This window comes from Promicromonospora thailandica (genome assembly GCF_024171955.1).
Taxonomy (GTDB): domain Bacteria; phylum Actinomycetota; class Actinomycetes; order Actinomycetales; family Cellulomonadaceae; genus Promicromonospora; species Promicromonospora thailandica.
Window position 1 is genome coordinate 48111 of record NZ_JAMTCS010000017.1, and the last position, 25272, is coordinate 73382.

General features: G+C 73.7%; 23 protein-coding genes and 2 pseudogenes. 15 read left to right on the forward strand and 10 right to left on the reverse strand.

All coding sequences use genetic code 11. The features are described 5' to 3' along the window. The first annotated feature begins 68 nt into the window (after positions 1-68). Positions 69-1319 carry an SGNH/GDSL hydrolase family protein gene (locus APR03_RS23605; RefSeq protein WP_253839717.1) on the forward strand — a complete coding sequence of 417 codons (1251 nt, stop codon included), beginning with the start codon at positions 69-71 and terminating at the stop codon, positions 1317-1319. A 161-nt stretch (positions 1320-1480) separates the two neighbouring features. On the opposite strand, the gene APR03_RS23610 is transcribed toward APR03_RS23605, so the two are convergent. Continuing rightward, on the reverse strand, positions 1481-2239 hold the full coding sequence (locus APR03_RS23610) for a sulfite exporter TauE/SafE family protein (protein WP_229785632.1): 759 nt from the start codon (positions 2237-2239) through the stop codon (positions 1481-1483). Positions 2240-2355: 116 nt separating this feature from the next. Between APR03_RS23610 and ybaK the strand changes: the two genes are divergently transcribed. Continuing rightward, positions 2356-2862, forward strand: a complete 507-nt coding sequence (gene ybaK / locus APR03_RS23615) for a Cys-tRNA(Pro) deacylase (protein ID WP_253839719.1) — start codon at positions 2356-2358, stop codon at positions 2860-2862. A gap of 30 nt (positions 2863-2892) precedes the next feature. Here ybaK and APR03_RS23620 read toward each other — a convergent pair whose 3' ends face one another. Further along, on the reverse strand, positions 2893-3306 hold the full coding sequence (locus tag APR03_RS23620) for a YccF domain-containing protein (RefSeq protein ID WP_253839722.1): 414 nt from the start codon (positions 3304-3306) through the stop codon (positions 2893-2895). A 139-nt stretch (positions 3307-3445) separates the two neighbouring features. Here APR03_RS23620 and APR03_RS23625 point away from each other — a divergent pair, with 139 nt between their 5' ends. Continuing rightward, the gene (locus APR03_RS23625) at positions 3446-4219 is read left to right on the forward strand and encodes a YggS family pyridoxal phosphate-dependent enzyme (protein ID WP_253839724.1); all 774 of its coding nucleotides are present in this window, start codon (positions 3446-3448) and stop codon (positions 4217-4219) included. A 17-nt stretch (positions 4220-4236) separates the two neighbouring features. On the opposite strand, the gene murQ is transcribed toward APR03_RS23625, so the two are convergent. The 6 genes from murQ to lplAB form a co-directional block, all read right to left on the reverse strand. Beyond that, positions 4237-5193: an N-acetylmuramic acid 6-phosphate etherase gene (gene murQ, locus APR03_RS23630; RefSeq protein ID WP_253839726.1), complete on the reverse strand. Its 957-nt coding sequence runs from the start codon at positions 5191-5193 to the stop codon at positions 4237-4239. 52 nt (positions 5194-5245) lie between these two features. Further along, a complete protein-coding gene (locus APR03_RS23635) occupies positions 5246-6943 on the reverse strand; it encodes a glycoside hydrolase family 3 N-terminal domain-containing protein (RefSeq protein ID WP_253839728.1) in 1698 nt (565 codons plus the stop codon). A 7-nt stretch (positions 6944-6950) separates the two neighbouring features. Then, a complete protein-coding gene (locus tag APR03_RS23640; protein WP_253839730.1) occupies positions 6951-7781 on the reverse strand; it encodes a carbohydrate ABC transporter permease in 831 nt (276 codons plus the stop codon). Then, entirely contained in the window at positions 7778-8767 is a 990-nt protein-coding gene (locus APR03_RS23645) for a carbohydrate ABC transporter permease (RefSeq protein ID WP_253839731.1), read from the reverse strand. The genes APR03_RS23640 and APR03_RS23645 overlap by 4 nt, the downstream gene beginning before the upstream one ends. Beyond that, positions 8764-10059, reverse strand: a complete 1296-nt coding sequence (locus APR03_RS23650) for a sugar ABC transporter substrate-binding protein (RefSeq protein ID WP_372494986.1) — start codon at positions 10057-10059, stop codon at positions 8764-8766. Before APR03_RS23650 ends, APR03_RS23645 begins: the two co-directional genes overlap by 4 nt. A 169-nt stretch (positions 10060-10228) precedes the next feature. After that, complete coding sequence (gene lplAB / locus APR03_RS23655) at positions 10229-11275, reverse strand: lipoate-protein ligase LplAB (protein WP_253839732.1); 1047 nt, start codon at positions 11273-11275, stop codon at positions 10229-10231. Positions 11276-11453: 178 nt separating this feature from the next. Between lplAB and APR03_RS23660 the strand changes: the two genes are divergently transcribed. Next, entirely contained in the window at positions 11454-12584 is a 1131-nt protein-coding gene (locus APR03_RS23660; protein WP_253839733.1) for an N-acetylglucosamine kinase, read from the forward strand. Between the two features lie 104 nt (positions 12585-12688). Beyond that, entirely contained in the window at positions 12689-13594 is a 906-nt protein-coding gene (locus APR03_RS23665; RefSeq protein ID WP_253839734.1) for a MurR/RpiR family transcriptional regulator, read from the forward strand. Positions 13595-13653: 59 nt separating this feature from the next. On the opposite strand, the gene cimA is transcribed toward APR03_RS23665, so the two are convergent. Both cimA and APR03_RS23675 read right to left on the reverse strand, forming a co-directional pair. Continuing rightward, positions 13654-15285: a citramalate synthase gene (gene cimA, locus APR03_RS23670; protein WP_253839735.1), complete on the reverse strand. Its 1632-nt coding sequence runs from the start codon at positions 15283-15285 to the stop codon at positions 13654-13656. Between the two features lie 337 nt (positions 15286-15622). After that, complete coding sequence (locus APR03_RS23675; protein ID WP_253839736.1) at positions 15623-16198, reverse strand: TetR/AcrR family transcriptional regulator; 576 nt, start codon at positions 16196-16198, stop codon at positions 15623-15625. Positions 16199-16281: 83 nt separating this feature from the next. On the opposite strand from APR03_RS23675, the gene APR03_RS23680 reads away from it, so the two are divergent. The 10 genes and pseudogenes from APR03_RS23680 to APR03_RS23725 all read left to right on the forward strand — a co-directional run bounded on the left by APR03_RS23680 (position 16282) and on the right by APR03_RS23725 (position 25269). Then, the gene (locus APR03_RS23680; protein WP_253839737.1) at positions 16282-17196 is read left to right on the forward strand and encodes an aldo/keto reductase; all 915 of its coding nucleotides are present in this window, start codon (positions 16282-16284) and stop codon (positions 17194-17196) included. A 132-nt stretch (positions 17197-17328) separates the two neighbouring features. Next, positions 17329-18522 carry an inositol-3-phosphate synthase gene (locus APR03_RS23685; RefSeq protein WP_253839739.1) on the forward strand — a complete coding sequence of 398 codons (1194 nt, stop codon included), beginning with the start codon at positions 17329-17331 and terminating at the stop codon, positions 18520-18522. Further along, positions 18519-18920, forward strand: a pseudogene (locus APR03_RS23690) (hypothetical protein); the annotation flags it as partial. The gene APR03_RS23685 and the pseudogene APR03_RS23690, both read left to right, overlap by 4 nt. A gap of 130 nt (positions 18921-19050) precedes the next feature. Then, positions 19051-19596: a UbiA prenyltransferase family protein gene (locus APR03_RS23695; RefSeq protein WP_253839810.1), complete on the forward strand. Its 546-nt coding sequence runs from the start codon at positions 19051-19053 to the stop codon at positions 19594-19596. 80 nt (positions 19597-19676) lie between these two features. Then, a pseudogene (locus tag APR03_RS23700) lies at positions 19677-20480 on the forward strand (sugar phosphate isomerase/epimerase family protein); the annotation flags it as partial. After that, positions 20477-21139, forward strand: coding sequence for an EboA domain-containing protein (locus tag APR03_RS23705; protein WP_253839741.1), 663 nt, complete (start codon positions 20477-20479; stop codon positions 21137-21139). The pseudogene APR03_RS23700 and the gene APR03_RS23705, both read left to right, overlap by 4 nt. 2 nt (positions 21140-21141) lie before the next feature. After that, positions 21142-22020, forward strand: a complete 879-nt coding sequence (locus APR03_RS23710) for a TatD family hydrolase (RefSeq protein ID WP_275977947.1) — start codon at positions 21142-21144, stop codon at positions 22018-22020. A gap of 1 nt (position 22021) precedes the next feature. Further along, complete coding sequence (gene eboE / locus APR03_RS23715) at positions 22022-23203, forward strand: metabolite traffic protein EboE (protein ID WP_253839744.1); 1182 nt, start codon at positions 22022-22024, stop codon at positions 23201-23203. Continuing rightward, positions 23200-24600, forward strand: a complete 1401-nt coding sequence (locus tag APR03_RS23720; protein WP_253839745.1) for an alkaline phosphatase family protein — start codon at positions 23200-23202, stop codon at positions 24598-24600. Before eboE ends, APR03_RS23720 begins: the two co-directional genes overlap by 4 nt. A 93-nt stretch (positions 24601-24693) precedes the next feature. Next, complete coding sequence (locus tag APR03_RS23725) at positions 24694-25269, forward strand: DUF6069 family protein (RefSeq protein ID WP_253839746.1); 576 nt, start codon at positions 24694-24696, stop codon at positions 25267-25269. The last annotated feature ends 3 nt before the right edge of the window (positions 25270-25272 follow it).

A 25272-nucleotide genomic window follows, 5' to 3' on the forward strand; every position in this document is an offset into this window, starting at 1 on the left:
GCGTAAACTCCTTTTAATTGAGTTCCGGTCAGCAGCGCCACGAGCGCTGCCTGGACACAGGAGTGCCAATGACGACGCACCTGCGCACGCTCGCCCACCTCACCCTCGGTCTCCTCACCACCGCCGCCCTCGTCGCCACCGCGACACCGGCGCCGGCCCTCGCTCCCCCGCTCGCCGCCGACGGACCTGGTGTCGGCGCGCCCTGGGTCGTCACGCTCGGCGACTCCTACATCTCCGGCGAGGCCGGCCGCTGGGCCGGGGCCTCCAACCGTGACTACCGCCGCGCCGACGCCCTCGGCGCGAGCGCCTACCACGACAACCCGGGCGGCACGGGCGAGCTCATCCCCCGCTGCCACCGGGCGTCGTCCGCCGAGGCCTACATCGGCGGCGGCGTCAACGGGCTCAACCTCGCGTGCAGCGGCGCGAAGACCGCCACCTCGGCCGGCTCGAACTTCAAGCCCGGCATCGACTTCTGGAGCGGCTCGGCCGGCAAGGGGCAGGCGCTCATGCTCCAGGAGGCGGCCGCCACGCGGAACGTGCGCATGGTGGTGGTCTCGATCGGCGGCAACGACTTCGGGTTCGCGAGCGTGGTCCAGACGTGCGTGGTCAACTTCCTCACCTCGCCGTCGTGGTGGAAGAACTACTGCCACGACGACAGCTCCGTGGCCGCGGCCTTCACCCCCGCCAACGTCGCCGCCGTCCGCGCCCGGGTGGCCCAGGCGCTCGGCAACGTCGCCACCGCCATGAGCAACGCCGGGTACCGCGCCGACCAGTGGACCCTCGTGGTGCAGACCTACCCGTCGCCCGTGCCGAACGGTTCCGGGTTCCGCTACTCCGAGTCCGGGTACACGCGCCAGTCCACGGGCGGGTGCGGGCTCTGGAACCGGGACGCCGACTGGGCCAACGCCACGGTGCTGCCCACCATCAACGGGGCTCTGCTCGGCGCCGCCTCCGACGTCGGGCTGCCCAACGTGCGCACGCTCGACATGACGCACGCGTTCGACGGCAAGCGGCTGTGCGAGCAGGGCGTCGGCCTCTACGAGGAGGTCGGCCTGGCCGACTGGCGCACGCCCGGCGCCGTGGACCGCACCGAGTGGGTCAACCAGATCCGCACGGTCAGCACCATCGGCGACTCGCCCTACTACGTCCAGGAGTCGCTGCACCCCAGCTACTGGGGTCAGCTCGCCATGCGCAACTGCCTGCGCCAGGTGTGGAACTCGGGGGCCCCGCGCAGCGGGAGCTGCACCGTCGGCGACCTCGGCACGGCCCGCCTGACCCCGACGGGCGAACCGGCGATGCACCTGACCCCCCTGCCCTAGCCTGACCCGCCGACTGCAGACTTCCTCACCCCAGCCCCGCTGACTGCAGAGTTCCTCCCCGCGGAGCCCGCACACCCCGGAAGGAACTCTGCAGTCGGCGCGCGGCGGGAGGAACTCTGCAGTCGGCGCCGGCCCGCGGGGTCCGCCGGGGCTTTCCGCTGTCAGGTCAGCAGGGTCACCAGGCCGCGGGTCAGGGTCGCCAGGCCGCCCACGTAGGCGAGCGCCACCAGTACCCGCCGGGTGGCGCTCGCCGAGACCCGGCCGGCCAGCAGCTCGCCCACCCAGACGCCGCCGAACAGCGCGGCACCCACGACCAGCCAGGCCCACCAGGCCAGGGGCGGCAGGACGACGTCGGCCACGGTCACCTTCGCGACCACCGCGGCCACCGCGTTGGTCATGAAGAACGGCTGCGCCGTGGCGGCGAACGCGCGCGGGTCCCACCGGTCGAGCACGGAGTACACGGCCAGCGGCGGTCCGCCGATGCCCGCGGCCACGCTGCCGAACCCGCTGGCCACGCCGGTCACGAGCAGCGGCCACCGGGCGTGCTCCGGGAACGGGCGGCGCGCACCGCGCAGCCGGTTGGTGACCAGGGCCAGCGTCATCGCGACCACGACCACCAGGCCCACCACGATCTCCAGGGTGGCCGGGCTCGCGTCGCGCATGAGGAACGCGGCGGGCACGCTCGTGCTGACCGACGCCGCGACCAGCCACGCGTACCGCCGCCAGTCGACGCCGGAGAGCATGCGCCAGAGCACGACCAGCGCCATCACCGCGCCCACGGCGTTGACGAACAGGACCCCCTCCCGTGCCCCGAGCAGCAGCACGATGAACGGACCGGCCACGAGGCCGAACCCCATCCCTGCCACCCGCTGGAGAGCGCCGCCGAACAGGATGGCCAGGACGAGAAGGAGGAGGAGCACGCCCCCACGCTAACCGCGTAGTTTCCGACCGGGCTCCTCGGGATTCACCCCGGGGAACGAGATCCGCACCGCGAGACCGGTGCGCCCCGGCGCCACCGGCACGGCACAATCGCGTCGTGGCCAAGAACTCGAAGTCCGCCCGCGCCAGCCACGGGACGCCCGCCGTCGTGGCGCTGGAGAAGTCCGGGCTGCCGCACACGCTGCACCCCTACGAGCACGACCCGGCGAGCGACCTGAGCTACGGCATGGAGGCCGCCCAGGCGATCGGCGCCGACCCGGCCCAGGTGTTCAAGACGCTGCTGGCCGACGTCGACGGGAAGCTCGTGGTGGGCATCGTGCCCGTGGACCGCAAGCTGGACCTCAAGGCCCTGGCCCGCGCGGCGGGCGGCAAGAAGGCGGCGATGGCCGAGCCCGCGGCCGCCGAGCGCGCGACGGGGTACGTGGTGGGCGGCATCTCGCCGCTGGGTCAGAAGACGCGGCACACGACGGTGCTCGACGAGTCGGCCCAGGCGTACGACGTCGTGTACGTCTCGGGCGGACGGCGCGGGCTCGACGTCGGCCTCGCGCCGGCCGACCTGCTCGCCCTGACGGGCGGGACGACGGCGCCGATCGCCCGCGACTGATCCGCGGGCCGGCGCCGTCGAGGCCCGGGGTCAGGCCGCGGCGACCTGCTTGCGGTAGGTGGGCAGCAGCGCGTCGCTGGAGACGATCTGCTTGCCGAGCGGCATGAGCGAGACCGGGATGAGCTTGAGGTTGGCCCACGCCATCGGGATGCCGATGATCGAGATGACCAGCGGAATCGCGGTGATCACGTGCCCGAGCGCCAGCCACCAGCCGGCCACGATCACCCAGATCACGTTGCCGATCAGGGCGAGCGCGCCGGAGCGCGGGCTCTCGACCACCTCGCGCCCGAACGGCCACAGGGCGTACCCCGCGATGCGGAAGGACGCGATGCCGAACGGGATGGTGACGATGAGCAGGCAGCAGATGATCCCCGCGAGCATGTAGCCGACCCACAGCCCGAAGCCCGCGAAGATGACCCAGATGATGTTCAGCAGCGTCTTCATGGACCCATCCTTTCGCAGTCCGGGGGGCTCTCGGTACCGGGAACCCCCTGACCCGACCCTGAACCCCCGGGCGCGCGCCCGCCACCCGTGGCGCCGGGCCGGTCGCGGCGCTGCGGGCGGCCCGAAATAGACTCGCCCCGTGCCCGACCAGCCGCAGCCCTCGCTCCCCTCAGGATCCTCCGTCGCCGAGCGCCTCGCCGCCGTGCGGGCCCGCATCGCCGCGGCCGCCGACGCCGCCGGGCGGGACCCGGGCGAGGTGCGCCTGCTCGTCGCGACGAAGACGCAACCCGCCGAGGCCGTGCTCGAGGCGCTGGCGGCGGGTGTCGACCTGATCGGCGAGAACCGCGTGCAGGAGCTGGTGGCGAAGGCCCCGGCGGTGGCCGACCGGGTCGCGGACGGCTCGCTGGAGGTGCACATGATCGGTCACCTGCAGCGCAACAAGATCAACCAGGTGCTGGCCACGGCCACGGGCCTGGAGACGCTCGACTCGCTCGACCTCGCGCGCGCCATCTCCGACCGGTGCGTGCGCGACGACCGCACCGGCGACCGCGCGCTGGACGTGATGGTGCAGGTCAACGTCACGGGCGAGGCGAGCAAGTCCGGCGTCGTCCCGGCGGACGCCGGCGCGCTGGCCACCGCCGTCGCCGCCCTGCCGGGCCTGCGGCTCACCGGGTTCATGACCATCGGCGCGCGCCTGGACGACACGTCCGAGCAGACCGTGCGCGCCGGCTTCGCCCGCCTGCGTGCCGTCCGGGACGAGGTCGTCGCGTCCGGTGCGCCGGGCACGGCGGGCGCGACGGCCCTGTCCATGGGCATGACCGGCGACCTGCACCTGGCCGTCGCGGAGGGCGCCACGGTGGTCCGCGTCGGCACGGCGGTCTTCGGCCCGCGCCCCACCCAGCCCGCGAGGTAGCCAGCGGGGGCGCGGCGCTACCTCGGCGAGGCCGGGGGCACGCCCAGGCGGGACAAGGCGTCCCGGACCGACGTGCCCGGGGTGGCCGCCAGGGCCGCGAACGCCGTGGACCGGTCCACGCCCGCCACCAGCATGACCAGGGCGGCCCGCAGGTCGCCGTCGGTCGCGGCCAGGGCGTTCTCGCAGACGTCGGGCTCCAGGTCGGTCGCCTGCGTGAGCAGCCGCACCAGGCGGCGGCGCAGCTTGGCGTTGGTGGCGAGCACCTCGACCATGAGGTTCGAGTAGGTCTTGCCCAGGCGCACCATCACCGCGGTCGAGAAGGTGTTCAGCACCATCTTCTGGGCCGTGCCCGCCTTCATCCGGGTGGAGCCCGTGATGGCCTCGGGTCCGGTGTTCACCAGGATCGGCACGTCGGCCTTGGGCGCGAGCAGCGCGAACGGGTTGGAGGCCAGCAGCACGGTCCGGGCGCCGCGGGAGCGGCCCATGTCGAGGGCTCCCCCGACGTAGGGCGTGTTGCCGCTGGCGGCGATGCCGAAGACCATGTCGGCCGGCCCCACGTCGGACACCAGCGCGGCGCCGGCGTCGGCGTCGTCCTCCGCGCCCTCGACCGCCTTCTTGAAGGCGCCCAGCCCGCCGGCCAGGTGCGGAACGAACATCTCCTCGCCCACGCCGTAGGTGGGCAGCAGCTCGGCGGCGTCGAGCAGGCCCATGCGGCCCGACGTGCCCGACCCGACGTAGTGCACGCGCCCGCCGGCGCGGATGCCCTCCACGGCCAGGTCGACCGCCTCGACGATGCGCGGGTGCGCCGCGCGGACCGCCGCGATGACCGCGGCGTCCTCGTCGGTGATCATGCGCACCATGTCCGCCGTGGAGACCACGTCGATGTCACGGGTACGCGGGTTGCGCTCCTCGGTGGGTGAGACCGGGCGTGGCGCCGACTGTGCGTGCCGTTCGAATCCCGCCTCCGCGATCATCGGCGTGCCCCTTTCCTTCGCTGGTCCTGTGCTCTGCACTGCTGTCCGTCGTTCATCGCCCCGGTGGCCGGTCGCCCCGCAGGCGCGCGACGGCCGCGGACGCGTTCGCCCGCCCCGTCCCGCACGCCACCACGACCGCGGGGCCACCGTCACGCAGCGCCCCGAACCAGTCGCCGACCGGCCCCGGGAGGCCCGTGTGCACCACGACAAGGTCCGGCCGCACGGCCCAGAGCTGTTCCAGCCGGGCCCGTTCGGCCGAACCCGGGACGGGCTCACGGGTGATCACGACGAGCGGTTCGCGACGCGGTGCACTCTTGGACAACCGTCCAGGAAATTCTGCACCACGTTCGGGACTGCTCTTGTCGAGATCCGCCGATACACCGTACCGGGTGAATCGGGCAATAAGCACGGCAAGTCCGGTTTCATCGAGGCCGAGCTCGGCCGGGACCGGCCCGGAGGCGTCCTGACCAGGCACGTCGTCCGGGTACACCCGAGCGCCGGGCCAGGCGGCCGCGAGCGCCGTCTGGACGTGCCGGGCGGTGCGGCCGGCGGCGTGGTCCAGCCGGGTGCGCAGGTCGGCGACGTCGGGTACGGCGTCGGGCGGTAGCGGCACGAGGGGCGCAGCGCCACGCACGTGCACGACGGCGTCCGCGATCCGTCCGCCGAGGTCGGCGAGCTCCGCGAGCGCCTCCTGGGCGGCGTCGGGGCCGGTGCGCGCGCCGGCGGCGGCGCGGCGGTCGCGGATGTCGGCCACGAGGGTGCGGGTGCGGGCGGCGGACTCCTCGAGCCGGTCGACGCTCACGCGCCCGGCGGCCACGGCCGCCGCGAGGGCGTCGTACGCCTCGGTGTAGAGGGCGGGGTCGAGGCCGAGGCAGAGCAGGTCGGCCCCGGCCTCGACGGCGCGGACGGCGGCCTCGCCGACGGTGCCGGTGAGTCGGCGCAGGGCGCCCATGTCGAGGGCGTCGGTGATGATCGGGCCGTCGTGGCCGAGCTCGCGCAGCAGGCGGGTGGCGGCGGGCTCGACGGAGGCGGGCGCGGGTCCGATCGCGGGGTAGAGCACGTGGGCGGTCATGACGGCGTCGAGCCGGGACTGGTCGCGTGGGCCCTCCTCGGGGCGCAGGGCCTGCGCGAAGGGGGCGAGGTCGCGGGTGCGGACCACGTCGAGCGGTGCGTCCACGACCGGCAGCCCGACGTGGGAGTCCACGGTGGTGGCCCCGTGTCCCGGGAAGTGCTTGCCGCAGACGCCGACCCCGGCGCTGCGCACGCCCCGGGCGAACGCGATGCCGTGCCGGGCGACGACGTCGGGCGTGGTGCCGAAGGCGCGGACGCCGACCACGGGGTTGTCGGGTTCGGAGACGACGTCGAGCACGGGGCTGAGCACGAGGTCGATGCCCGTGGCGGCGAGCAGGCGGCCCAGGGCCCGGCCGGCGTCGAGGGAGACGGCGGGCCCGCCGGGGTGCGCGCCGAGCGCGGCGGCGCCGGGCAGGGACGACCCGTCGGCCGCCTCGAGGCGCGATACGTCGCCGCCCTCCTCGTCGACCGCGACCAGGAGGTCCGGTGAGACGGCGTGCAGCGCGGCGGAGAGGAGAGCGGCGGTCTCGACGTCGGGCGTGTTGCGCGCGAAGCAGACGACGCCGGCCAGGCCGGCGCGGGCGGCGTCGGCCAGCCAGGCCGGGACGTCGGTGCCGGAGGCCTCGAAGCCCGGCAGGAGCACGCCGTTGACCGCGCGGACGGTGCGTTCGTCGCTCACGTGCGGCTCACGCCTTCACCGCGCCGGACGTCAGGCCCGAGGCGAGGCGGCGCTGCACCAGGATGAAGAAGATCATCACGGGCACGGTGATGATCGTCGAGGCGGCCATGATGGCGCCCCAGTCGTTGGCGTGGACGCCGAAGAACGAGCGCAGGCCGATGGCCACGGTGTAGTTCTCGGTGGTTCCGCCGAGCATCGTCATGGCGAAGATGAACTCGTTCCATGCCGTGATGAAGCTGAAGATGCTGGTGGCGACCAGGCCGGGTGCGACGAGCGGCAGCAGCACCGAGCGGAACATGCGGCCCCAGGTGGCCCCGTCGAGGTAGGCGGCCTCCTCGAGCTCGACCGGCACCGCGGCGACGAACCCGCGCAGCATCCAGATCCCGAACGGCAGGGCGAGCGCCACGTACACGACGACGAGGCCGAGCAGCGTGCCGAGGAGCTGCAGGTCGCGCACCTGCACGAACAGCGGGATGACCAGCGCCTCCAGCGGCACCATCTGCACCACGAGCACGAGCATGAGGATCTGGGTGCGCATGCGGAACCGGAACCGCGCCACCGCGACGGAGGCCAGCAGCGCGAGCAGCGCGGAGACCAGCACGGTGGCGAGCGCCACGACCAGGGAGTTGCGCAGGTAGCCGCCGAACCCGCCCTCGCTCAGCACGAACGTGTAGTGCTCGAGCGTGGGCTCGGCGGGCCAGAAGCTGCTGGTGTGCCCGGCCTGGGCGTCCAGGGAGCTGTTCAGCATCCAGTAGACGGGGAACAGCGTGAACACGAGCAGGAGGGCGACCAGCACGCCCTTGCCGGCCTGCCGCGCCGGGGAGCGTCGTGCGCTCATCGTTCCTCCTCCGCGAGCACGGTGCGGACGTAGACGGCGGTGATCGCGAGCAGCAGCAGCGTGAGGAGCACGGCGATCGCGGAGCCGAACCCGTACCGGTTCTGCCCGAACGACTCGACGTACGACCACACCCCGAGGTTCAGCACCGATCGATTCGATCCCGCGCCGCCGGGCATGAGGTACACCTGCGCGAACACCTTGAAGTCCCAGATGGTCGACAGGATGATCACGACGGCGAAGACCTGGCGCAGCTGCGGCACGACGATCGAGAAGAACCGCCGGAACGCGCCGGCGCCGTCCATCTCGGCCGCCTCCAGCATCTCCTTGGGCACGCCGAGCAGGCCGGCGAGCACCGTGACCGCCACGAACGGGAAGCCGTGGTGGATCACGTTGAGCAGCACGATGGCGTAGAACGTCCAGCGGCCGGTGAACCAGTTGGTCGGGTCGTCCAGCAGGCCCAGGTTCATCAGGGTGTCGTTGAAGACGCCGCGGTCGGCGTCGAAGATCCACACCCACACGTAGGTGCCGGTGACGGCGGGCATGGCCCAGGCCGCCATGATGGCGCTGGAGGTGACCGTGCGCCAGAACGGGCCGAGGGAGGCGAGCAGCACCGCGACGGCCGTGCCGAACACGACCGTGCCCGCCACCGACAGCACCGCGAACCCGACGGTGTTGGGCAGCACCACGGTCCACAGCTCGGGCGCCGTGAGGATCTCGGTGTAGTTGCGCAGGCCGATCCAGTTCGGCTCGCCGGTGGTGATCTCGCGCAGGCCGTAGTCCTGCAGCGAGAAGAGGAACACCCGCACGAGCGGCCACAGCAGCAGCACCGCGAGGACGAGCAGAGCGGGGGCCAGCAGCAGCCAGGGCCGCGCGGCGGCGGCCCTGGCCCTGCCCGACCAGCCGCCCGACCAGCCGCCGGCCGCCCGGCCGGCCCCCGCGGGGGCCTGACCGGACGACCGCGGCGTGGGTGGTGCCTGCGCGGTCATCCAGCGCCGTTCAGCACGCTCGTCATCTCCTCTGCCGCCGCGGCCGACGCCGTGGCGACGTCCTGCTCCCCGGAGAGGATCGACTGCATCATGGTGCTCGTCGTGAGCTTGGCCTGCACCGCGCCGTAGGTGGGCGCCGCGGGCACGGAGGCGCCGCCGTCCACGAACTGCTCGGCGAACGGCGCCACCAGCGGGTCGGTGCTGGCGAGCGTCTCGTCCAGGAGCGACACCTGGCCCGGGAAGTACCCGGACTGCTCGGCCCACTTCTGGGCGAACTCACCGGTCGTCATCATCTCGATGAACGTCCAGGCCAGGTCCTTGTCCTCCGCGGTCTCGAACATGCTCAGGTGGGAGCCGCCCAGCACCGACGGCGCGATGCCGCCGTCCTGGCCCGGGATCGGCACCGCGGCGAACTTGCCCTCCATGTCGGCGTTGGCCTCGACGATCGCGCCCGGGGTCCACGACCCCATGACGGCCATGCCGACGTCGCCCGCGGCGAACGCGTCGAGCACGTCGGTCTCGCGCCACGTCGTCGCACCCTCGGACGAGTAGCCGCCCTCGGTGGCCAGGCCCGTCCAGAACCCGATGCCCTCCTGGGCCTCCGGGCTGTCGAGGTGCGAGGTCCAGGTGTCGCCCTCGAGCGTGGCGACCTCGCCGCCCGCACCCCACACCCACGGGTACACGGTGAACTCGGCGTCGCCCGGCACGGCCACGGCGATCTTGTCCGGGAACTCCTCCTTGAGCGCCGCCGCGGCCTCCTCGAGCTCGTCCCACGTGGTGGGCGGCTCGACGCCGGCCTGCTCGAACATCTCCGTGTTGTAGACCAGCGAGCGCACGCCGGCGTACCAGGGCATGCCGTAGAGCTGCTCGTCGTAGGTGCCCGCCTCGACCAGGCCCTCGACGAGGTCGTCGGTGACCCCGGCGCCGGACACGTGCTCGTCGAGCGGGGCCAGCGCGCCGGCGTCCGCGAACTCCGGGGTCCACGTGGTGCCCGTCTCGGCCACGTCCGGCGTCGTCCCGCCCGCGATCGAGGTCACGAACCGGTCGTGGGCGTCGCCCCACTCGACGAACTCGACGTCCAGGGTCGCGCCCGTCTCCTCCTCGAACGCGGCGGCGACCTCGTCGAAGAAGTCGTCGGCGTCGGGGTTGGTGCCCTGCATGATCCAGACGCTGAGGGCGCCGTCGCCCTCGCCGGAGTCGCCGCCGCTACCGCCGCCGCACGCTGCCGTCGTGGCGGCCAGGAGCACAGCTCCCGTGGCCGCGGCCACGGACCGCCGCATCGCTCGATTCATCGTTCGGCTTCCTTTCGCTCGGTGCCGCGAGAGTAGCCAGGTGATATTTCTGAGAAATGAACTTCCCAATACGCGGCATTGCGTGGAGATTACTGACGCAAAGATGCATCTGCTAGGGGTGTTACCAAACCGTGATTGCCCATCATGACACGGCGCGCCAGGGCCGGCCCTAGGGCACGCGCGCGGTCCATTCCGGGGTGCCGAACTTGCTCTCGACGAGCCCCGCGGCCAGGTCCCACTCGCGCTGCGTGATCTCGCCGGGCACGGTGCGGTACCGGGCGCGGAACGACGCGTCGAGCGCGTCGATCACCTCGGCCCGGCTCAGCCCGGTCTGCGAGCGCAGGGGGTCCACGCGCTTGTTGGCGCTGCGCGTGCCCTTGTCGCTGAGCTTCTCGCGGCCGATGCGCAGCACGTCGGTCATCTTGTCGGCGTCCATGTCGTAGGCCATGGTCGCGTGGTGCAGCACGGCGCCCCCGGCGAGCCGCTTCTGAGCGGCGCCGGCGATCTTGCCGGCGGGCGAGGCGATGTCGTTGAGCGGCACGTAGGTGGCGTCGATCCCGAGCCCGTGCAGCGCCCCGACCACCCAGTCGTCGAGGAACGCGTAGGAGCGTTCGAAGCTGAGCCCGTCCACCAGGGAGCCGGGCACGTACAGCGAGTAGGAGATGGTGTTGCCGGGCTCCATGAACATGGCGCCACCCCCGGAGATCCGCCGGATCACGCGGGCCCCGTGCCGCGCGGCCCCCTCGGTGTCGACCTCGTTGCGCAGCGACTGGAACGATCCGATGATCACCGCGGACTCGTCCCACTCCCAGAACCGCAGGGTGGGTCCGCGGCGGCCCGCGCCGAGCTCCTCGGTGAGCACCTGGTCGAGCGCCACGTTGAGCAGGGGCGAGACCGCGGGGGTGCGGATCACCTGGAACTCGTGGTCCTCCCAGGCGGTCGCGTGGCCCAGCGCGCGCCGGGTGGCCACGGCCACGGCGTCGGCGTCGAACCCCACGGCGGTGGCCCCGTCCAGGGCTCCGCGCACCGCCTCGGTGAGCTGCGCCTTGGAGGCGTCGGCGGGCAGGCCGTCCAGCGCCTCCCCCATGGCCTCGAGCGCCTCGTCGGGCTCGAGGAAGAAGTCCCCGCTCACCCTGGTGCCGGCCAGCCGCCCCGCGGCCAGACCGGTCTCGACACGAACCAGCTTCCCGGATGGAACCTTGTACTCTCCTCGCACGTGTTCACAGTAGGCGACGGTGCCTGCGGTGTCCGACGCCGGATCCCGCCTGAGGTACGGCAGGTGAGGTCCCGGCGTCGGGCACATCCGACTTTTGGCACAATGGCGCCGCAGAACAGACCATAATTTCCTCCTCTCTTTAGACAACCTTGCCCTGGTTTCGTGTCAGAATGACCGGGTGTCCGAACTCGCACTGGGTATAGATGAAGCGGCGGTCGACGCCTGGGTCGTCGCTCTCGACGTGGGCGGCAGCGGCTCGCGCCTGGTCGCTGAATTCGGCAACTCCGTGAACCCCGAGCGCATCAGCCTGAACGGCCGCGCCGTCAAGGTGAACCACCGGGGCAGCGACGCCCCCGCGGTCGTCGCCTCCCTGTGCCAGTCGTTCAACGCGTGGGCCGCCCGCATGGGTGTGCACGGCATGAGCGACGGCAGCACCGCGCCCGTCGCGTCCGCGGCGGTCGGCATCACGGGCCTGACCTCGCTCGTCGAGAAGCCGGTCGAGGTGCACGACATCCTCGCCCGCGAGCTGCGCACCAACCGCACCGCCGTCGCGGGCGACGCCCTGACCGCCCACCTCGGCGCGCTGCGCGGCCGCGCGGGCGCCGTCCTCTCCGTGGGTACGGGCGCCGTGGCCTTCGGCTACGACGGCGCGAGCCGCTGGCGCCGCGCCGACGGCTGGGGCCACCTGCTGGGCGACCTCGGCGCCGGTGTCTGGGTGGGCGGCGAGGCCCTGCGGGCCGCCGGCCGCTACCACGACGGTGCGAGCCGCGGCGGCTCCAAGCGCCTGCTGGACGCCGCCGTCGCCAAGTTCGGCCTCATCGAGAGCTGGCCCAACCAGTTCTACAAGAACACCCAGCGCGCCCGGCAGCTCGCCTCGATGGCCCCCGAGGTCATCATCGCGGCGGCCGAGGGCGACGCCGTCTCCATCCGCATCCTGGAGGAGGCGGGCCGGCACCTCGCCGACACGCTGTCCAGCGCGCTCGGCCGCGGCATCCCGCCGCTGGCCTCCACGACCGGCCGCCTGGTGCAGGAGGAGTCGCCGCTGACGGTGTCGCTCACCAAGCACCTCTCGGAGGACCGGCCCGAGGTCTCGCTCGTGCCGAGCGGCGGCACGCCGCTCGACGGCGCGCTGCACCTGGCGCGCAAGCTGCGCGACACGCCGCAGTCGGTGGCCGGTTTCCGCCCGTGGCTGACCGTCCGTGTCGACGGCCACCACACCAGCGGTGAGGCCGCCGAGGACACGAACGCCAACGAGATCCTCACCGCCGAGCTGTCCGCCACCGAGCTCCCGGGTGACGACTTCCAGTGACCGGCGGGCGGCCGATTCGTTCCTTCACACCCCGTTGTGCCCGAATCCCCGGTACGGGTGTATGTTCCGAGCCCTAGGCCTACCACCCGAACCCGGGAGATGCGATGACAGGTGACGTTCTCGTCCGACTCCGGCGCGCACTGCCGACGCTGCGACCCGCGGAGGCCAGAGTCGCGCAGACGGTCCTCGACGACCCGAACACGGTCGTGGCGTCGACCATCACCGAGCTCGCCGGGCACGCGGACACGTCGCAGGCGACCGTGGTCCGGTTCTGTCGCGCCGTCGGCTACGCCGGCTACCCCGAGTTCCGCATCGACCTGGCGCAGGCGACCAGCCGCCGCGAGGTCGAGATGGAGCGCTCCGGCATCGCCGAGGGCGAGATCAACCAGACCGACGACATCGAGGCCGTCGTCTCCAAGATCGCGTTCCACGAGGCGCGGACCATCGAGGAGACGGCCCGCATGATCGACACGGACGCGATCGAGCGGGTGGCCACCGCGATCTCGGAGGCCAAGCGCGTCGACGTGTACGGCGTGGGCTCCTCGAACCTCGCGGCGTCCGACCTGGCGATGAAGCTGCAGCGCATCGGCGTCTTCGTGTTCAGCTCGCCCGACCCGCACCAGCAGCTCGCCTCGTCGGCGCTGCTCGAGCCGGGCCACGTCGCCATCGGCGTGTCGCACTCGGGCCAGACGCGCGAGACCAACCAGGCCCTGGAGATCGCGCGCAAGCGCGGCGCCCTCACCGCGGCCATCACGAACTTCCCGGACGCCGCCATCGGCATGGTGTCCGACGTCGTCCTGGCCACCACCGCGCGCGAGACCAAGTTCCGCGTGGGCGCCATGTCGAGCCGCATCGCGCAGCTCACCGTGGTCGACTACCTGTTCGTCCGCGTCGCGCAGCGCACGTACGAGCGCTCCTCGGCCGCGATCCGCGCCACCTACGAGGCCGTGCGCGACCCCCAGCTCCACCAGGTCAGCAGCACCAAGATGGAGCGGCCCACGGCCGTCTGAGCTCGGCACCCGTGCCGAAGCCCCTGCCCGGATCTCCGGGCAGGGGCTTCGTCGTGGTGCTATGCGCGGGGTTCGACGCCCGACTTCAGGAGGCCGAACACGTACGCCTCCGTGACCGCCTCCCACGCCGCCTCGACGAGGTTCGGGCCGACGCCGACCGTGGACCACGACCGCTCGCCGTCGCTGGTGTCGATCAGCACGCGCGTGATCGCGTCTGTACCGAGCTCGGTGTCCAGGATCCGTACCTTGAAGTCGATCAGCTCGAACCGGGCCAGCTCGGGGTAGACCCGCGACAGCGCGCTGCGCAGCGCCTGGTCCAGCGCGTTGACGGGGCCGTTGCCCTCGCCGGTGGACACGATGCGCTCGCCGCCCGCCCGGAGCTTGACGGTCGCCTCGGCCACGGCGGCGGCGTCCGGCGCGTGGACCGACGGCGGGGCGGCGCCCGCCGGGACCGTCTCGATGATCGTGCGCCACGACTCGACCGCGAAGTACTCGGGCCGCTGCCCCAGCTCGGAGCGCAGCAGCAGCTCGAACGACGCGTCGGCGGCCTCGTAGGTGTAGCCGGCCGCCTCGTCGTCCTTCACCCGGTTGGTGACCCGCGAGAGCAGCTCGCCCTGGCCCGCGAGGTCGAAGCCCAGCTCGCGGCCCTTGAGCTCCACCGACGCGCGGCCCGCCATGTCGGAGACCAGCATGCGCATGTCGTTGCCCACGAGGGTCGGGTCGGTGTGCTGGTACATGTCCGGGTCCACGCGGATGGCGCTGGCGTGCAGGCCGCCCTTGTGCGCGAAGGCGCTGGCACCCACGTACGGCTGCCGCGCGAACGGCGAGATGTTGGTGATCTCGCTGATGGCGTGCGCGATCCGGGTGGCCTCCCGCAGTCCGTCGTCGGCCAGGAGCGTCATGCCGGACTTGAGCTCCAGGTTGGCGACCACGGTGACGAGGTCGGCGTTGCCGGTGCGCTCCCCGTAGCCGTTGACGGTGCCCTGCACGTGCGTCGCGCCCGCCTCGACGGCGGCCAGCGAGTTCGCGACGGCACAGCCGCTGTCGTTGTGCGCGTGCACGCCCAGCAGCCGGTCCGGCCCGATGCCGGTCGTGTCGCGCAGCTCGCGCACGATCTCGCCCACCCACGTGGGCAGCATGCCGCCGTTGGTGTCGCAGAGCGTGACCACCTCGGCGCCCGCCTCGAACGCGGTCACGACGGCGCTGGTCGCGTAGTCCCGGTCGTACCGGTAGCCGTCGAAGAAGTGCTCGGCGTCCAGCACCACGCGGCGCCCCTCGGCCACGAGGAACGCGACGGTGTCGCCGATCATGGCGAGGTTCTCGGCGCGCGTCGTGCGCAGCGCGCGCTCCACGTGCCGCACGTCCGACTTGGCCACGAGCGTGACGACGGGGGTGGCCGCGTCCAGGAGCGCGCGCACCTGCGGGTCGTCACCCGCCCGTACGCCCGCCCGGCGCGTGGCGCCGAACGCGGCGAGCACCGCGTTCTTCAGGGTCAGCTCGGCGGCGGCCCGGGCGAAGAAGTCGGTGTCCTTGGGGACCGCGCCCGGCCAGCCGCCCTCGATGTAGCCGACGCCGAGCTCGTCGAGCAGCGCCGCGATGGCGAGCTTGTCGGAGACGGAGAGGCTCATGCCCTCCTGCTGCGCGCCGTCGCGCAGCGTCGTGTCGTACACCTGGAACGGGGCGGTGGTCATCGAGGCTCCCAACGATGATGTGTCTGGTGACCCGGTCGGAGCCGGGCCGTCCGGCCAACAAAAAAGACCCTCCAGGGTGTGGAAGGTCTGCGCGTCCGGTGCGGTTCTCGCCGGACGCGCTACGAAATGATGATCACCTGTCGCAGGGTGGAGCTCAGGGTGAGGCACTCGGTCATGCGGGTCATGGTGCCACAGCCCGGCGGCCCGCGGAAGTCGTGACCACCCTCTGAAGCGCGCGGACCCCGTGCGCCGCGGCCGAGGCATCGACGCGGTCGAGCCAGCGCACCTCGGCCTCGGCGACGAAGACTCACGACTGGAGCGCGAGGGGTGCCCTCGGTCAGGCCGTCGGCCGCAGGCTCGCGGCGACCAGGTCGAGCAGGTGGGCGGTGCGGTCCGGCGTAGCCTCGGCGCCGGTGACCATGAGCGCCCCCACCAGCAGGGTCGTGACGTCGCCGGGGTCGACGTCACCGCGCAGCACGCCCGCACGGGCACCGGCCGTGAGGATGGACCCGAGCGCCGTGGTGACCCGCTCGCGGGTGACGGACCGGTTGATGCGGCCGCTGGCCCAGCCGGCGCGCAACGTGTCGAGCATCCCGCGCTTGGTCGCGACGAACGCCGCGTAGCGGTCCATCCACGCCCGCAGCGCCGCGTCCGGCGGCAGCTCGGCCAGCAGCTCCGCCGCCCCGGCCGCCACGGCGTCCAGCTCGGCGCCGTAGACCGCCTCGACGAGGTCCTCGCGCGTCGGGAAGTGCCGGTACAGCGTGCCGATGCCGACGCCGGCCGCGCGGGCGACCCGTTCCAGCGAGACCGTCTCCTCCGCGGTGGCGAACGCCTCCTGGGCGGCGGCGACGAGCTTGTCGCGGTTCCGGCGCGCGTCGGCGCGCGCCGGGCGGCCCGCGAGGGGCGTACTCATAACGGAGGCACCTCCGGTTGTGCTACGGTCGAAGAGCGGAGGGACCTCCGCTTCTGTCCATCATCGCACGAGGACTGGTTCCCATGACTTCCAGCACGTCACCCGACACCGGCCTGCTCGCCGGCCGCCCCGTCTTCCGCGTGGGGTATGGCGCCATGCAGCTCGAACGCCTGCGGGGCGACCGCGCCGCGGGCGTCGCCCTCCTGCGCCGCGCCGTCGAGCTCGGCGTGGACCACGTCGACACCGCGCAGTTCTACGGCGACGGGTTCGTCAACGAGCTGCTCCGCGAGGCCCTCCGGCCGCAGGACGACGTCGTGGTGGTCACCAAGGTGGGCGCCGACCCCGACCCGGCCGGCCCGCTCCCGCTGCGTCCGGCCCAGCGGCCCGCGGAGCTCCGCGCGAGCGTCGAGGACAACCTGCGGAGCCTGGGCACCGAGCAGCTCCCGGTGGTGAACCTGCGCCGCCTGGACATCCTGCCCGGCCTGGTCGCCGAAGGTGACCAGGTGGTCGACATCGAGGACCAGCTCGACGTGCTGACCACACTGCGCGACGAGGGCACGATCAGCGCGATCGGGCTCAGCAGCGTGACGGAGGACGTGCTGCGCCGGGCGCTGCCCGCGGGCATCGTGTGCGTGCAGAACGCGTACAGCCTGGTGTCGCGCACGGACGAGGCGCTGCTTCGCCTGTGTGCCGCCGAGGGGATCGCCTGGGTGCCGTTCTTCCCGCTGGGCGGCGCGTTCCCCGGCATGCCGAAGGTGACCGACGAGCCTGCCGTGCTGGCGGCGAGCGCCACGCTCGGGGTCACGCCGTCGCAGGTCGGGCTGGCCTGGCTGCTGCGGCACTCGCCGAGCACGCTGCTCATCCCGGGCACCGCCGACGTGGCGCACCTGGAGCAGAACGTGGCGGCGGCGACCGTGGCGTCGTCGGCGGAGCTCGACGCGGTGCTGCCAACGCTGGACGCCGTCCCGTCGCGTAGCGCCGGGGTCCGGTTGGGCTGACCCCGGCCTCGGATGCCACCGCCCATGTCGGGAATCTCGCTTTGTGCGAACAACCCTGAACTTTTGTTTGCTAATCGCCATAAGTCCGGATAGGTTGCTCGGGACGACGACGTCGGACCGGGGAGCACAACGATGAACGACGCCTCTGCACGCCACCACGCAGAACGCACTGGGATCTGGTTCGTCGGGGCCCGCGGCTCCGTGGCCACCACCGCCACGGTGGGCCTGGCCGCCATCGCGGGCGCGCAGGCGCCGCCGACCGGTTGCGTCACCGCGCGGGAGCCGTTCGCGTCCGCGGGCCTGCCCGAGTTCGCCGACCTCGTGGTGGGCGGCCACGACATCTCCGCCGTCACGATGACCAAGCGCGCCGAGCACCTCGTCGAGTCGGGGATGATCGCGCCGCGCCTGCTCGCCGCCACGCACGACGCCGTCGAGCGCGCCGACGCCGAGGTGCGCCCCGGCTACGCGCCGGACCACGAGGAGGGCAGCTCCCAGCAGCAGGTCGCCGAGCGCCTCGCGGCCGACATCACGTCCTTCCAGGAGCGGCACGGGCTGGCCCGCGTGGTCGTCGTCGACCTGTCCTCGACCGAGCCGCCCGTCACACCCGTGCCCGAGCACGAGGACCCCGCCGCGCTCCTGACCGCCCTGGCCGACCCCGGCCGCGCCGTGCTCCCGGCGTCGTCCGTGTCCGCGTACGCCGCGGTGCTCGCGGGGGCCGCCTACGCGTCGTTCACGCCGTCCGCGGGCATGGGCCTGCCCGCCCTCACCGCGCTGGCGCGCGACCGCGGCATCCCCGTGGCCGGGCAGGACGGCAAGACCGGCCAGACCTGGCTGCGCACCGTGCTCGCCCCGGCGTTCGCCGCGCGCGGCCTGAAGGTGCTCTCCTGGTCGGGCACGAACCTGCTGGGCGGCGGCGACGGCGCCACCCTGGCCGACCCCGACGCCGTGCGCAGCAAGCTCGCCACCAAGACCCGGGGCCTGACGGCGCTGACGGGCAGCGACACCACACCGCTGCACATCGACAACGTGCCCGACCTGGGCGACGTCAAGGTCGCCTGGGACCACGTGCACGTCGAGGGGTTCCTCGGCTCGCGGATCACCCTGCAGACCACGTGGAGCGCGCACGACTCGATGCTCGCCGCGCCCCTCGTGCTCGACCTCGCGCGCCTGCTCGCGTTCGCGCACGGAGCAGGGGTCAGCGGGCCGGTGCCCGAGCTCGGCTTCTTCTTCAAGGACCCGTGGGGCTCCGACGTGCACGACGCGGCCGCCCAGGCCGTCGCCCTCGAGAGCTGGGTGCAGCGCGTCGCGGCGCAGGCCCGCCCATGACGTCGGGCCGGGCACCCCGCTTCCAGCCCCGCTTCGACCCGCCGCTCGCCGGCACGGATGGTCGCACGGACGGTCGCACGGACGTCGTCGACCACAGCAGCTCCTGCCAGCCGGACGCCGGCGGTGGCAGCAGCCGCTGTGGTGAACAGCGCGGCAGGCGGCGCGGGACGGACCGCGTCCGGGATCTCGTCGAGCTCGTGCGGGCGCCCGCGGCGCTGTCCGTCGTCGGCGACTCGCTCGCGGGGCTCGCCGCCGCGCGGGCCGCCGCACCCGTGCCGCTGCGGGCACGGCACGCCCTGCTGCCCGTCGCCTCCGCGTGCCTCTACCTCGGCGGCATGGCGCTCAACGACTACGCCGACCGGCACGTCGACGCCACCGAACGACCCGAGCGGCCCGTCCCGTCCGGGCGGGTCACCCCGGGCGGCGCGCTCACGGTCGGGGCCGCGCTCACCGCGGGGGGGCATCGCCGCGGCGGGACTGGCGGGCGGACGCCGGGCGCTCGCCGTCGCGCTGCCGCTCGCCGCGTGCGTGTGGACGTACGACCTGGTCGCCAAGGACCACCCGACCGGGCCGTTCGTGATGGCCGCGTGCCGCGGGCTCGACGTGCTGCTCGGCGCCACGCCGGGCCCCGTGCGGTCCGCGCTCCCGGCCGCCGCCGGGCTGACGGCCCACACGCTCGGCGTCACCGTGCTCTCGCGCGGCGAGGTGCACGGCACCACGCGGCCCGTGGCCGGGGGCGTCGCCGCGGGGACCGTCGCGGGCGCCGTGGCCGCGGCGGTCACCGCCCCGGCCACCACGACGCGCACCGCGCGCTGGACGGCCGCGGCGGCCGCGGCCGCGTACGCCGCGGCGGCCCTGCCCGGCCAGGTCCGCGCGGCGGCCGAGCCGACGGCGGCCCACGCCCGCACCGCCACCCGCTCCGGCATCCAGGCCATGGTGCCCCTGCAGGCCGCCTGGGCGGCCCGCGCCGGCGGGCTGGGCACCACGGCGCTGCTCGCCGGCGTCGCCGCCGCCGGGTACGGGCTGCGCCTGCTCGGCCGGGCCCGCCGACGCGCGGGGGTGAGCATCACGTGAGGCCCCCGTTCCTGCTCGGCTACGGCACCAACGGCTTCGGCGACCACCCCCTGCACACCGCGCTCGACGTGCTCGACGACGTGGGGTACGACGCCGTCGCGCTCACGCTCGGGTTCCCGCACCTCGACCCGTTCGCGCCCGGTGCACCCACCGAGGTCGCCGCCCTGCGCGCCCACCTGGCCCGGATGCGCGGCGGCCGGGGCGCCGCCGTGGTCGTCGAGACCGGCACCCGCTACCTGCTCGACCCGCTGCACAAGCACCGGCCCACCCTCGTGGACCGGGACGCGTCCCTGCGCATCCGCTTCCTGGAGCGCGCCGTGGAGATCGCGGCCGAGCTGGACGCCCGCTGCGTCTCGTTCTTCTCCGGCATCCTGCCGGACGACGCCTCCCCCGCCGACGGCTGGGCCCGCCTGCGCGACCGCATCCCGCCGCTGGCCCGCTACGCCGGGGAACGCGGGGTGCGGCTCGCGATCGAGCCGGAGCCCGGCATGCTCGTCGAGACCGTCGACGACGCGCTGCGGCTCCTGGCCGAGGCGGGTGAGCCGCCCGAGCTGGGGATCACGGTCGACGTCGGGCACTGCCTGGTGGTCGAGCCCGGCGGCGTCGAGGGCGCGCTGCGCGCCGCCGCGCCCCACCTGAGCAACGTGCAGCTCGACGACATGCCGCGCAGCCACCACGAGCACCGGCCCTTCGGGGAGGGCGAGATCGACCTGCCCCTCGTGCTCGCCACGCTCGCCGACATCGGCTACACGGGCGTCGCGGCCGTGGAGCTGCCCCGCCACTCCCACGACGCGCCCCGGCTCGCCCTGGCCGGCCGTACCGCCCTGCTGCGGGCCTGGGCCTCCGTCACCGGTACGCCCACCAGCGAAAGGACCGTGCCATGACCGCAGAGGTACCCGCCGGCGAGGGCTGGCTCGACGCCGCGCGCGCCGACGTCGCCCGCGACCCGGACACGGTCACCCGGTCGTTCGCGCTCGCGGCCCGCCGCGTGGGCCGCGGGCCCCTGCGCCCGGACACCGACCCGGCGGGCGTCGTGCACGGCACGGTCGACGACGCCGCCCGCGCGGCCCTCGTCGTCGCCCTGGTGGACACCGTGGGCACCGGCCCGGACGGGGCAGCCCGCCTCACCGCGCTCTACCGCCAGGGCGACGGCGCGGAGCGCCGCGGCGTCCTGCGCGGCCTGGACGCGCTCACCACGCGGGGCGACGACCTCGGCGACCTCGTCCCCGCGGGCCTCGAGCTGGCCGCCGACGCGCTGCGCGCCAACGAGCCCGCGCTCGTCGCGGCCGCCGTGGGCCCGTTCGGCGCCCGGCACCTGGACCAGCACACGTGGCGGCACGCCGTGCTCAAGCTCGTGTTCCAGGGCACGAGCCTGGACGCCGTGCACGACCTGGCGGGCCGCGCCGACGCCGAGCTCGACCGCATGGCGCGCGACTTCGCCGCCGAGCGGCGGGCCGCGGGCCGCACCGTCCCCGCCGACCTCGACCGGATCACGGGCACGACCGACCGCCCCGGCGACCGGCCCAGCACCACGAAGGAGTGACGTTGCGCATCCTCGACCCGCACATCCACATGACGAGCCGCACCACCGACGACTACGAGGCCCTGTACGCCGCCGGCGTGCGCGTGGTCGTCGAGCCCGCGTTCTGGCTGGGACAGCCGCGCACCAGCGTGGGCTCCTTCACCGACTACTTCGACTCCCTGCTCGGCTGGGAGAGGTTCCGCGCCGCGCAGTTCGGCGTCCGCCACCACGCGACCATCGCACTCAACCCCAAGGAGGCGAACGACCCGCGCTGCCGCGAGGTGCTCGCCGAGGTGCCCCGCTACCTGCTCAAGGACGGCGTCGTGGCCGTGGGCGAGGTCGGGTACGACTCCATGACGCCCGAGGAGGACGAGGTGTTCGCCACCCAGCTCCAGATGGCGCGCGAGGCGGAGCTGCCCGTCCTGGTGCACACCCCGCACCGCGACAAGCTCGCCGGCACCCGCCGCACGCTCGACGTCGTCCGCGAGTCCGGCCTGGCCCCCGAACGGGTCCTCGTGGACCACCTCAACGAGACCAACGTCGCCCTCGTGCGCGACGCCGGCGGCTGGGCCGGGTTCTCCATCTACCCCGACACCAAGATGGACGAGGACCGCATGGTCGCCCTGCTCCAGGAGTACGGCACCGAACGCATGATCGTGAACTCCGCCGCCGACTGGGGACGGTCCGACCCGCTCAAGACGGTCAAGACCGCCCGCGCGATGCTCGCCGCGGGCTTCACCGAGGACGACGTCGACCAGGTGCTCTGGCGCAACCCCGTCGCGTTCTACGAGCAGTCCGGCAACCTCGTGCTCGATCCCGTGCCCGGCTTCACCGAGGGCGCCCCGCCCACCCCCGGCGTCGAGTTCGAGGGCTCGTCCGTGCTGCGCGGGGTGCGGGCCTGACATGCTCCTCTCCTACTGCACCAACGTGCACCCCGCCGAGGACCTCGACGGCGTCCTCGACCAGCTGGCCCGGTACGCCGGCCCCGTGCGCGAGGCCGCGGGCCTCGACACCCTCGGCGTCGGCCTGTGGCTGCCCGCCGAGCTCGCCCACCGCCTGGACACCTCCCCCGCCGACCGCGAGCGCCTGCGCGCCGCGCTGGCGGAGCACCGCCTCCAGGTGCACACCCTGAACGCCTTCCCGTACGGCGGCTTCCACCGCGACGTGGTCAAGCTCGCGGTCTACTCCCCCACGTGGGCCGAGCGCGCCCGCCTGGACTACGTGCTCGCGTGCGCCCGCGTGCTGGCCGACCTGCTGCCCGAGGGCACGGCGGGTTCCATCTCGACCCTGCCCCTGGCCTGGCGTGCACCCTGGACCCGGGCCGACGACGACGAGGCCACCAGGGCGTTCGCCACGCTGTCGGCGGAGCTGCGGGCGCTCGCGGAACGTACGGGCCGGACCGTGCGGGTCGCCGTCGAGCCGGAGCCCGGCTGCGTGCTGGACACGGTGGAGGACGTCGTGTCGTGGCTGGCCGCGCGGACCGGGCCGGAGTGGCCCGCGGACCGCCGGATCGACCCCGAGCACGTGGGCGTCTGCCTGGACACGTGCCACCTGGCGGTGTCGTTCGCGGACCCCGCGGGCGCCGTCCGCCGGATCACGGACGCGGGCCTGCGGGTGGTCAAGGTGCAGGCCTCGGCCGCGCTGGAGGTCGCGGACGTGTCGGCGCCGGGTGCGCGGGAGGCGGTGGGCCGGTTCGTCGAGCAGCGGTACCTGCACCAGGTGCGTGAGCTGACGGCGTCCGGCGACGTGCTCGCCTCGGACGACCTGCCGGTGGCGCTCGGCGACGCGGCCCGCCGGCCGGCGCTGCCGGGCCAGGGGCCGTGGCGCGTGCACTTCCACGTGCCGCTGCACCACGAGCCGGCGGCCCCGCTGACCGCGACGACGCAGGTGCTGCGCGACGCCGTCGACGCGGTGCGCGCCGCCCCGCACGGCGCCGAGGCGCACCTCGACGTCGAGACCTACACATGGTCCGTGCTGCCGCCCGACGTGCTGCCCTCGGGCGAGGGCGAGCTGGTGGCCGGGATCGCCGCCGAGCTGCGCTGGGCCACCGACCACCTGCTGACCACGGAAGGAATCACCGCATGAGCCCCGTCCTGCTGCTCGACGTCGTAGGACTCACCGCCCGCGCCCTGTCCCACATGCCGCGCCTGCGCCGGCTCGCGGGGTCGGGCTGGCAGTCCGAGCTCGCCACGGTGCTGCCGGCCGTGACGTGCAGCGTGCAGTCGACCCTGCTCACCGGTCTGATGCCGGCCGAGCACGGGATCGTCGGCAACGGCTGGTACTTCCGCGAGCTCGGCGACGTGTACCTGTGGCGCCAGCACAACAAGCTCGTCGCGGGCGAGAAGCTCTGGGAGGCCGCCCGCCGGCACGACGCCGGCTACACCGCGGACAACGTGTGCTGGTGGTACGCCATGGGCATGACCACCGACGTCACGGTCACGCCCCGCCCGATCTACCACGCCGACGGGCGCAAGTCGCCGGACGCGTACGTGCGGCCGCCGGCCCTGCACGACGAGCTGGTGGGCCGGTTCGGCGACTTCCCGCTGTTCACCTACTGGGGCCCGACGGCGTCCATCGCCTCGACGCGGTGGATCGTGGACGTCACGCGGCACCTGCTGCGCACCCGGACGTCGCAGCTCACCACGGCGTACCTGCCGCACCTCGACTACGACCTGCAGCGGTTCGGCCCGGAGTCGCCCGAGGCGGACCGCGCGGCCGCCGAGCTCGACGTGGTGCTGGCGCCGCTGCTCGACGACGCCGAGGCCGCGGGGATCACCGTCGTCGCCCTGGCGGAGTACGGCATCGGACCCGCGGACCGGCCGGTGGACATCAACCGCGTGCTGCGCCGCGAGGGCTACCTGCAGGTCTACACGCAGGACGGGCGCGAGCAGCTCGACCCCTGGACGTCGCGCGCGTTCGCGGTCGCCGACCACCAGGTGGCGCACGTCTACGTGGACGACCCGTCCGACGTCACCCGTGTCGCGGACCTGCTGCGCGCCCTGCCCGGCGTCGACGAGGTGCTGGACCGTGAGGCGCAGGCGAAGTACGGGCTGGACCACGAGCGGGCGGGCGAGCTCGTGGTCGTGGCCGAGCCGAAGGCCTGGTTCACGTACTACTACTGGCTCGACGACGACCGCGCGCCCGAGTTCGCGCGCGGCGTCGACATCCACCGCAAGCCCGGCTACGACCCCGCGGAGCTGTTCTTCGACCCGTCCGACCCGCTCACCAAGGCCCGGGCGGGGCTCAACCTCGTGCGCAAGAAGCTCGGCCTGCGGTACGCGATGAGCACCACGCCGCTCGACGGCTCGTACGTGCGCGGCACGCACGGCCGCCTGCCCGACTCCTCCGCGGACACCCCGCTGCTGCTGTGCTCCGACCCGCGCGTGCCGGCGTCGGTTGCCCGGTGGGTCGAGGACGACAGCGCCCAGCTCCCGGCCACGGCGGTGAAGGACATCGTCCTGACCCTCCAGGGCCTCAGCTGACACGGGGGCGGGGCGGGTCCTGTAGCCCCCTGCCGTGCGGGCACGTCCGATCCGTGGTGGAGTGGACATACAGCCCAACCGGGAGGTACCCCTATGAGTGACCCGAACCGCCCCTACGACCCCGACTACGGGGAGCAGCCGCCTCCTGCCTACGTGCCCGCACAGGCCCCGGGTACGCCGGTGCAGCCCGTGGGGCAGCCGCCCGGCGAGGGCTACACGCAGCCCGTCACCTCCGGTACCGAGAACCCGCGCCTCGGCCTCGAGGTCGGCCGCTACTGGGCGGGCGCCGCGGCGACCGTCCTGGTCGCGGCACTGATCGGGCTCGCGGCCACGTTCATCCTCGAGTCGGTGCTGGGCCTGGACGTGCACTCGCAGCTCGACCTGTCCGGCACCGGGTCCGACCTCATGGCCTGGGTCGTGGCCGGCGCGCTCTTCGCGGCGCTGGCCTCCGTGGTGCTCTACCTGTTCGTGCTCAGCACGCCGCGGCCCCGGTCGTTCTTCGGCTGGGTGGTCGTGCTGGCCACGGTGATCCTCGCGACCGTGCCGTTCGCCGACCGGGCCGACATCGTGCCCGCGATCCTGGCGGCCGTCATCTGGATCATCATCGGCTCGGCGGTGTACTCGCTGCTCACGGGCACGCTGAGCCGCACGGTGGTGCAGCGCACCTGACGC

What these genes read in the sequence shown, in the direction of transcription:
- APR03_RS23665 (WP_253839734.1), top strand. Translation starts at nt 12,689, where the DNA reads ATGACAGGTGACGTTCTCGTCCGACTCCGGCGCGCACTGCCGACGCTG.
- APR03_RS23720 (WP_253839745.1), top strand. Translation starts at nt 23,200, where the DNA reads ATGAGCCCCGTCCTGCTGCTCGACGTCGTAGGACTCACCGCCCGCGCC.
- APR03_RS23650 (WP_372494986.1), bottom strand. Translation starts at nt 10,059, where the DNA reads ATGAATCGAGCGATGCGGCGGTCCGTGGCCGCGGCCACGGGAGCTGTG.
- APR03_RS23620 (WP_253839722.1), bottom strand. Translation starts at nt 3,306, where the DNA reads ATGAAGACGCTGCTGAACATCATCTGGGTCATCTTCGCGGGCTTCGGG.
- APR03_RS23605 (WP_253839717.1), top strand. Translation starts at nt 69, where the DNA reads ATGACGACGCACCTGCGCACGCTCGCCCACCTCACCCTCGGTCTCCTC.
- APR03_RS23675 (WP_253839736.1), bottom strand. Translation starts at nt 16,198, where the DNA reads ATGAGTACGCCCCTCGCGGGCCGCCCGGCGCGCGCCGACGCGCGCCGG.
- APR03_RS23725 (WP_253839746.1), top strand. Translation starts at nt 24,694, where the DNA reads ATGAGTGACCCGAACCGCCCCTACGACCCCGACTACGGGGAGCAGCCG.
- APR03_RS23685 (WP_253839739.1), top strand. Translation starts at nt 17,329, where the DNA reads ATGAACGACGCCTCTGCACGCCACCACGCAGAACGCACTGGGATCTGG.
- eboE (WP_253839744.1), top strand. Translation starts at nt 22,022, where the DNA reads ATGCTCCTCTCCTACTGCACCAACGTGCACCCCGCCGAGGACCTCGAC.
- murQ (WP_253839726.1), bottom strand. Translation starts at nt 5,193, where the DNA reads ATGATCGCGGAGGCGGGATTCGAACGGCACGCACAGTCGGCGCCACGC.
- APR03_RS23680 (WP_253839737.1), top strand. Translation starts at nt 16,282, where the DNA reads ATGACTTCCAGCACGTCACCCGACACCGGCCTGCTCGCCGGCCGCCCC.
- cimA (WP_253839735.1), bottom strand. Translation starts at nt 15,285, where the DNA reads ATGACCACCGCCCCGTTCCAGGTGTACGACACGACGCTGCGCGACGGC.
- APR03_RS23640 (WP_253839730.1), bottom strand. Translation starts at nt 7,781, where the DNA reads ATGAGCGCACGACGCTCCCCGGCGCGGCAGGCCGGCAAGGGCGTGCTG.
- APR03_RS23705 (WP_253839741.1), top strand. Translation starts at nt 20,477, where the DNA reads ATGACCGCAGAGGTACCCGCCGGCGAGGGCTGGCTCGACGCCGCGCGC.
- APR03_RS23645 (WP_253839731.1), bottom strand. Translation starts at nt 8,767, where the DNA reads ATGACCGCGCAGGCACCACCCACGCCGCGGTCGTCCGGTCAGGCCCCC.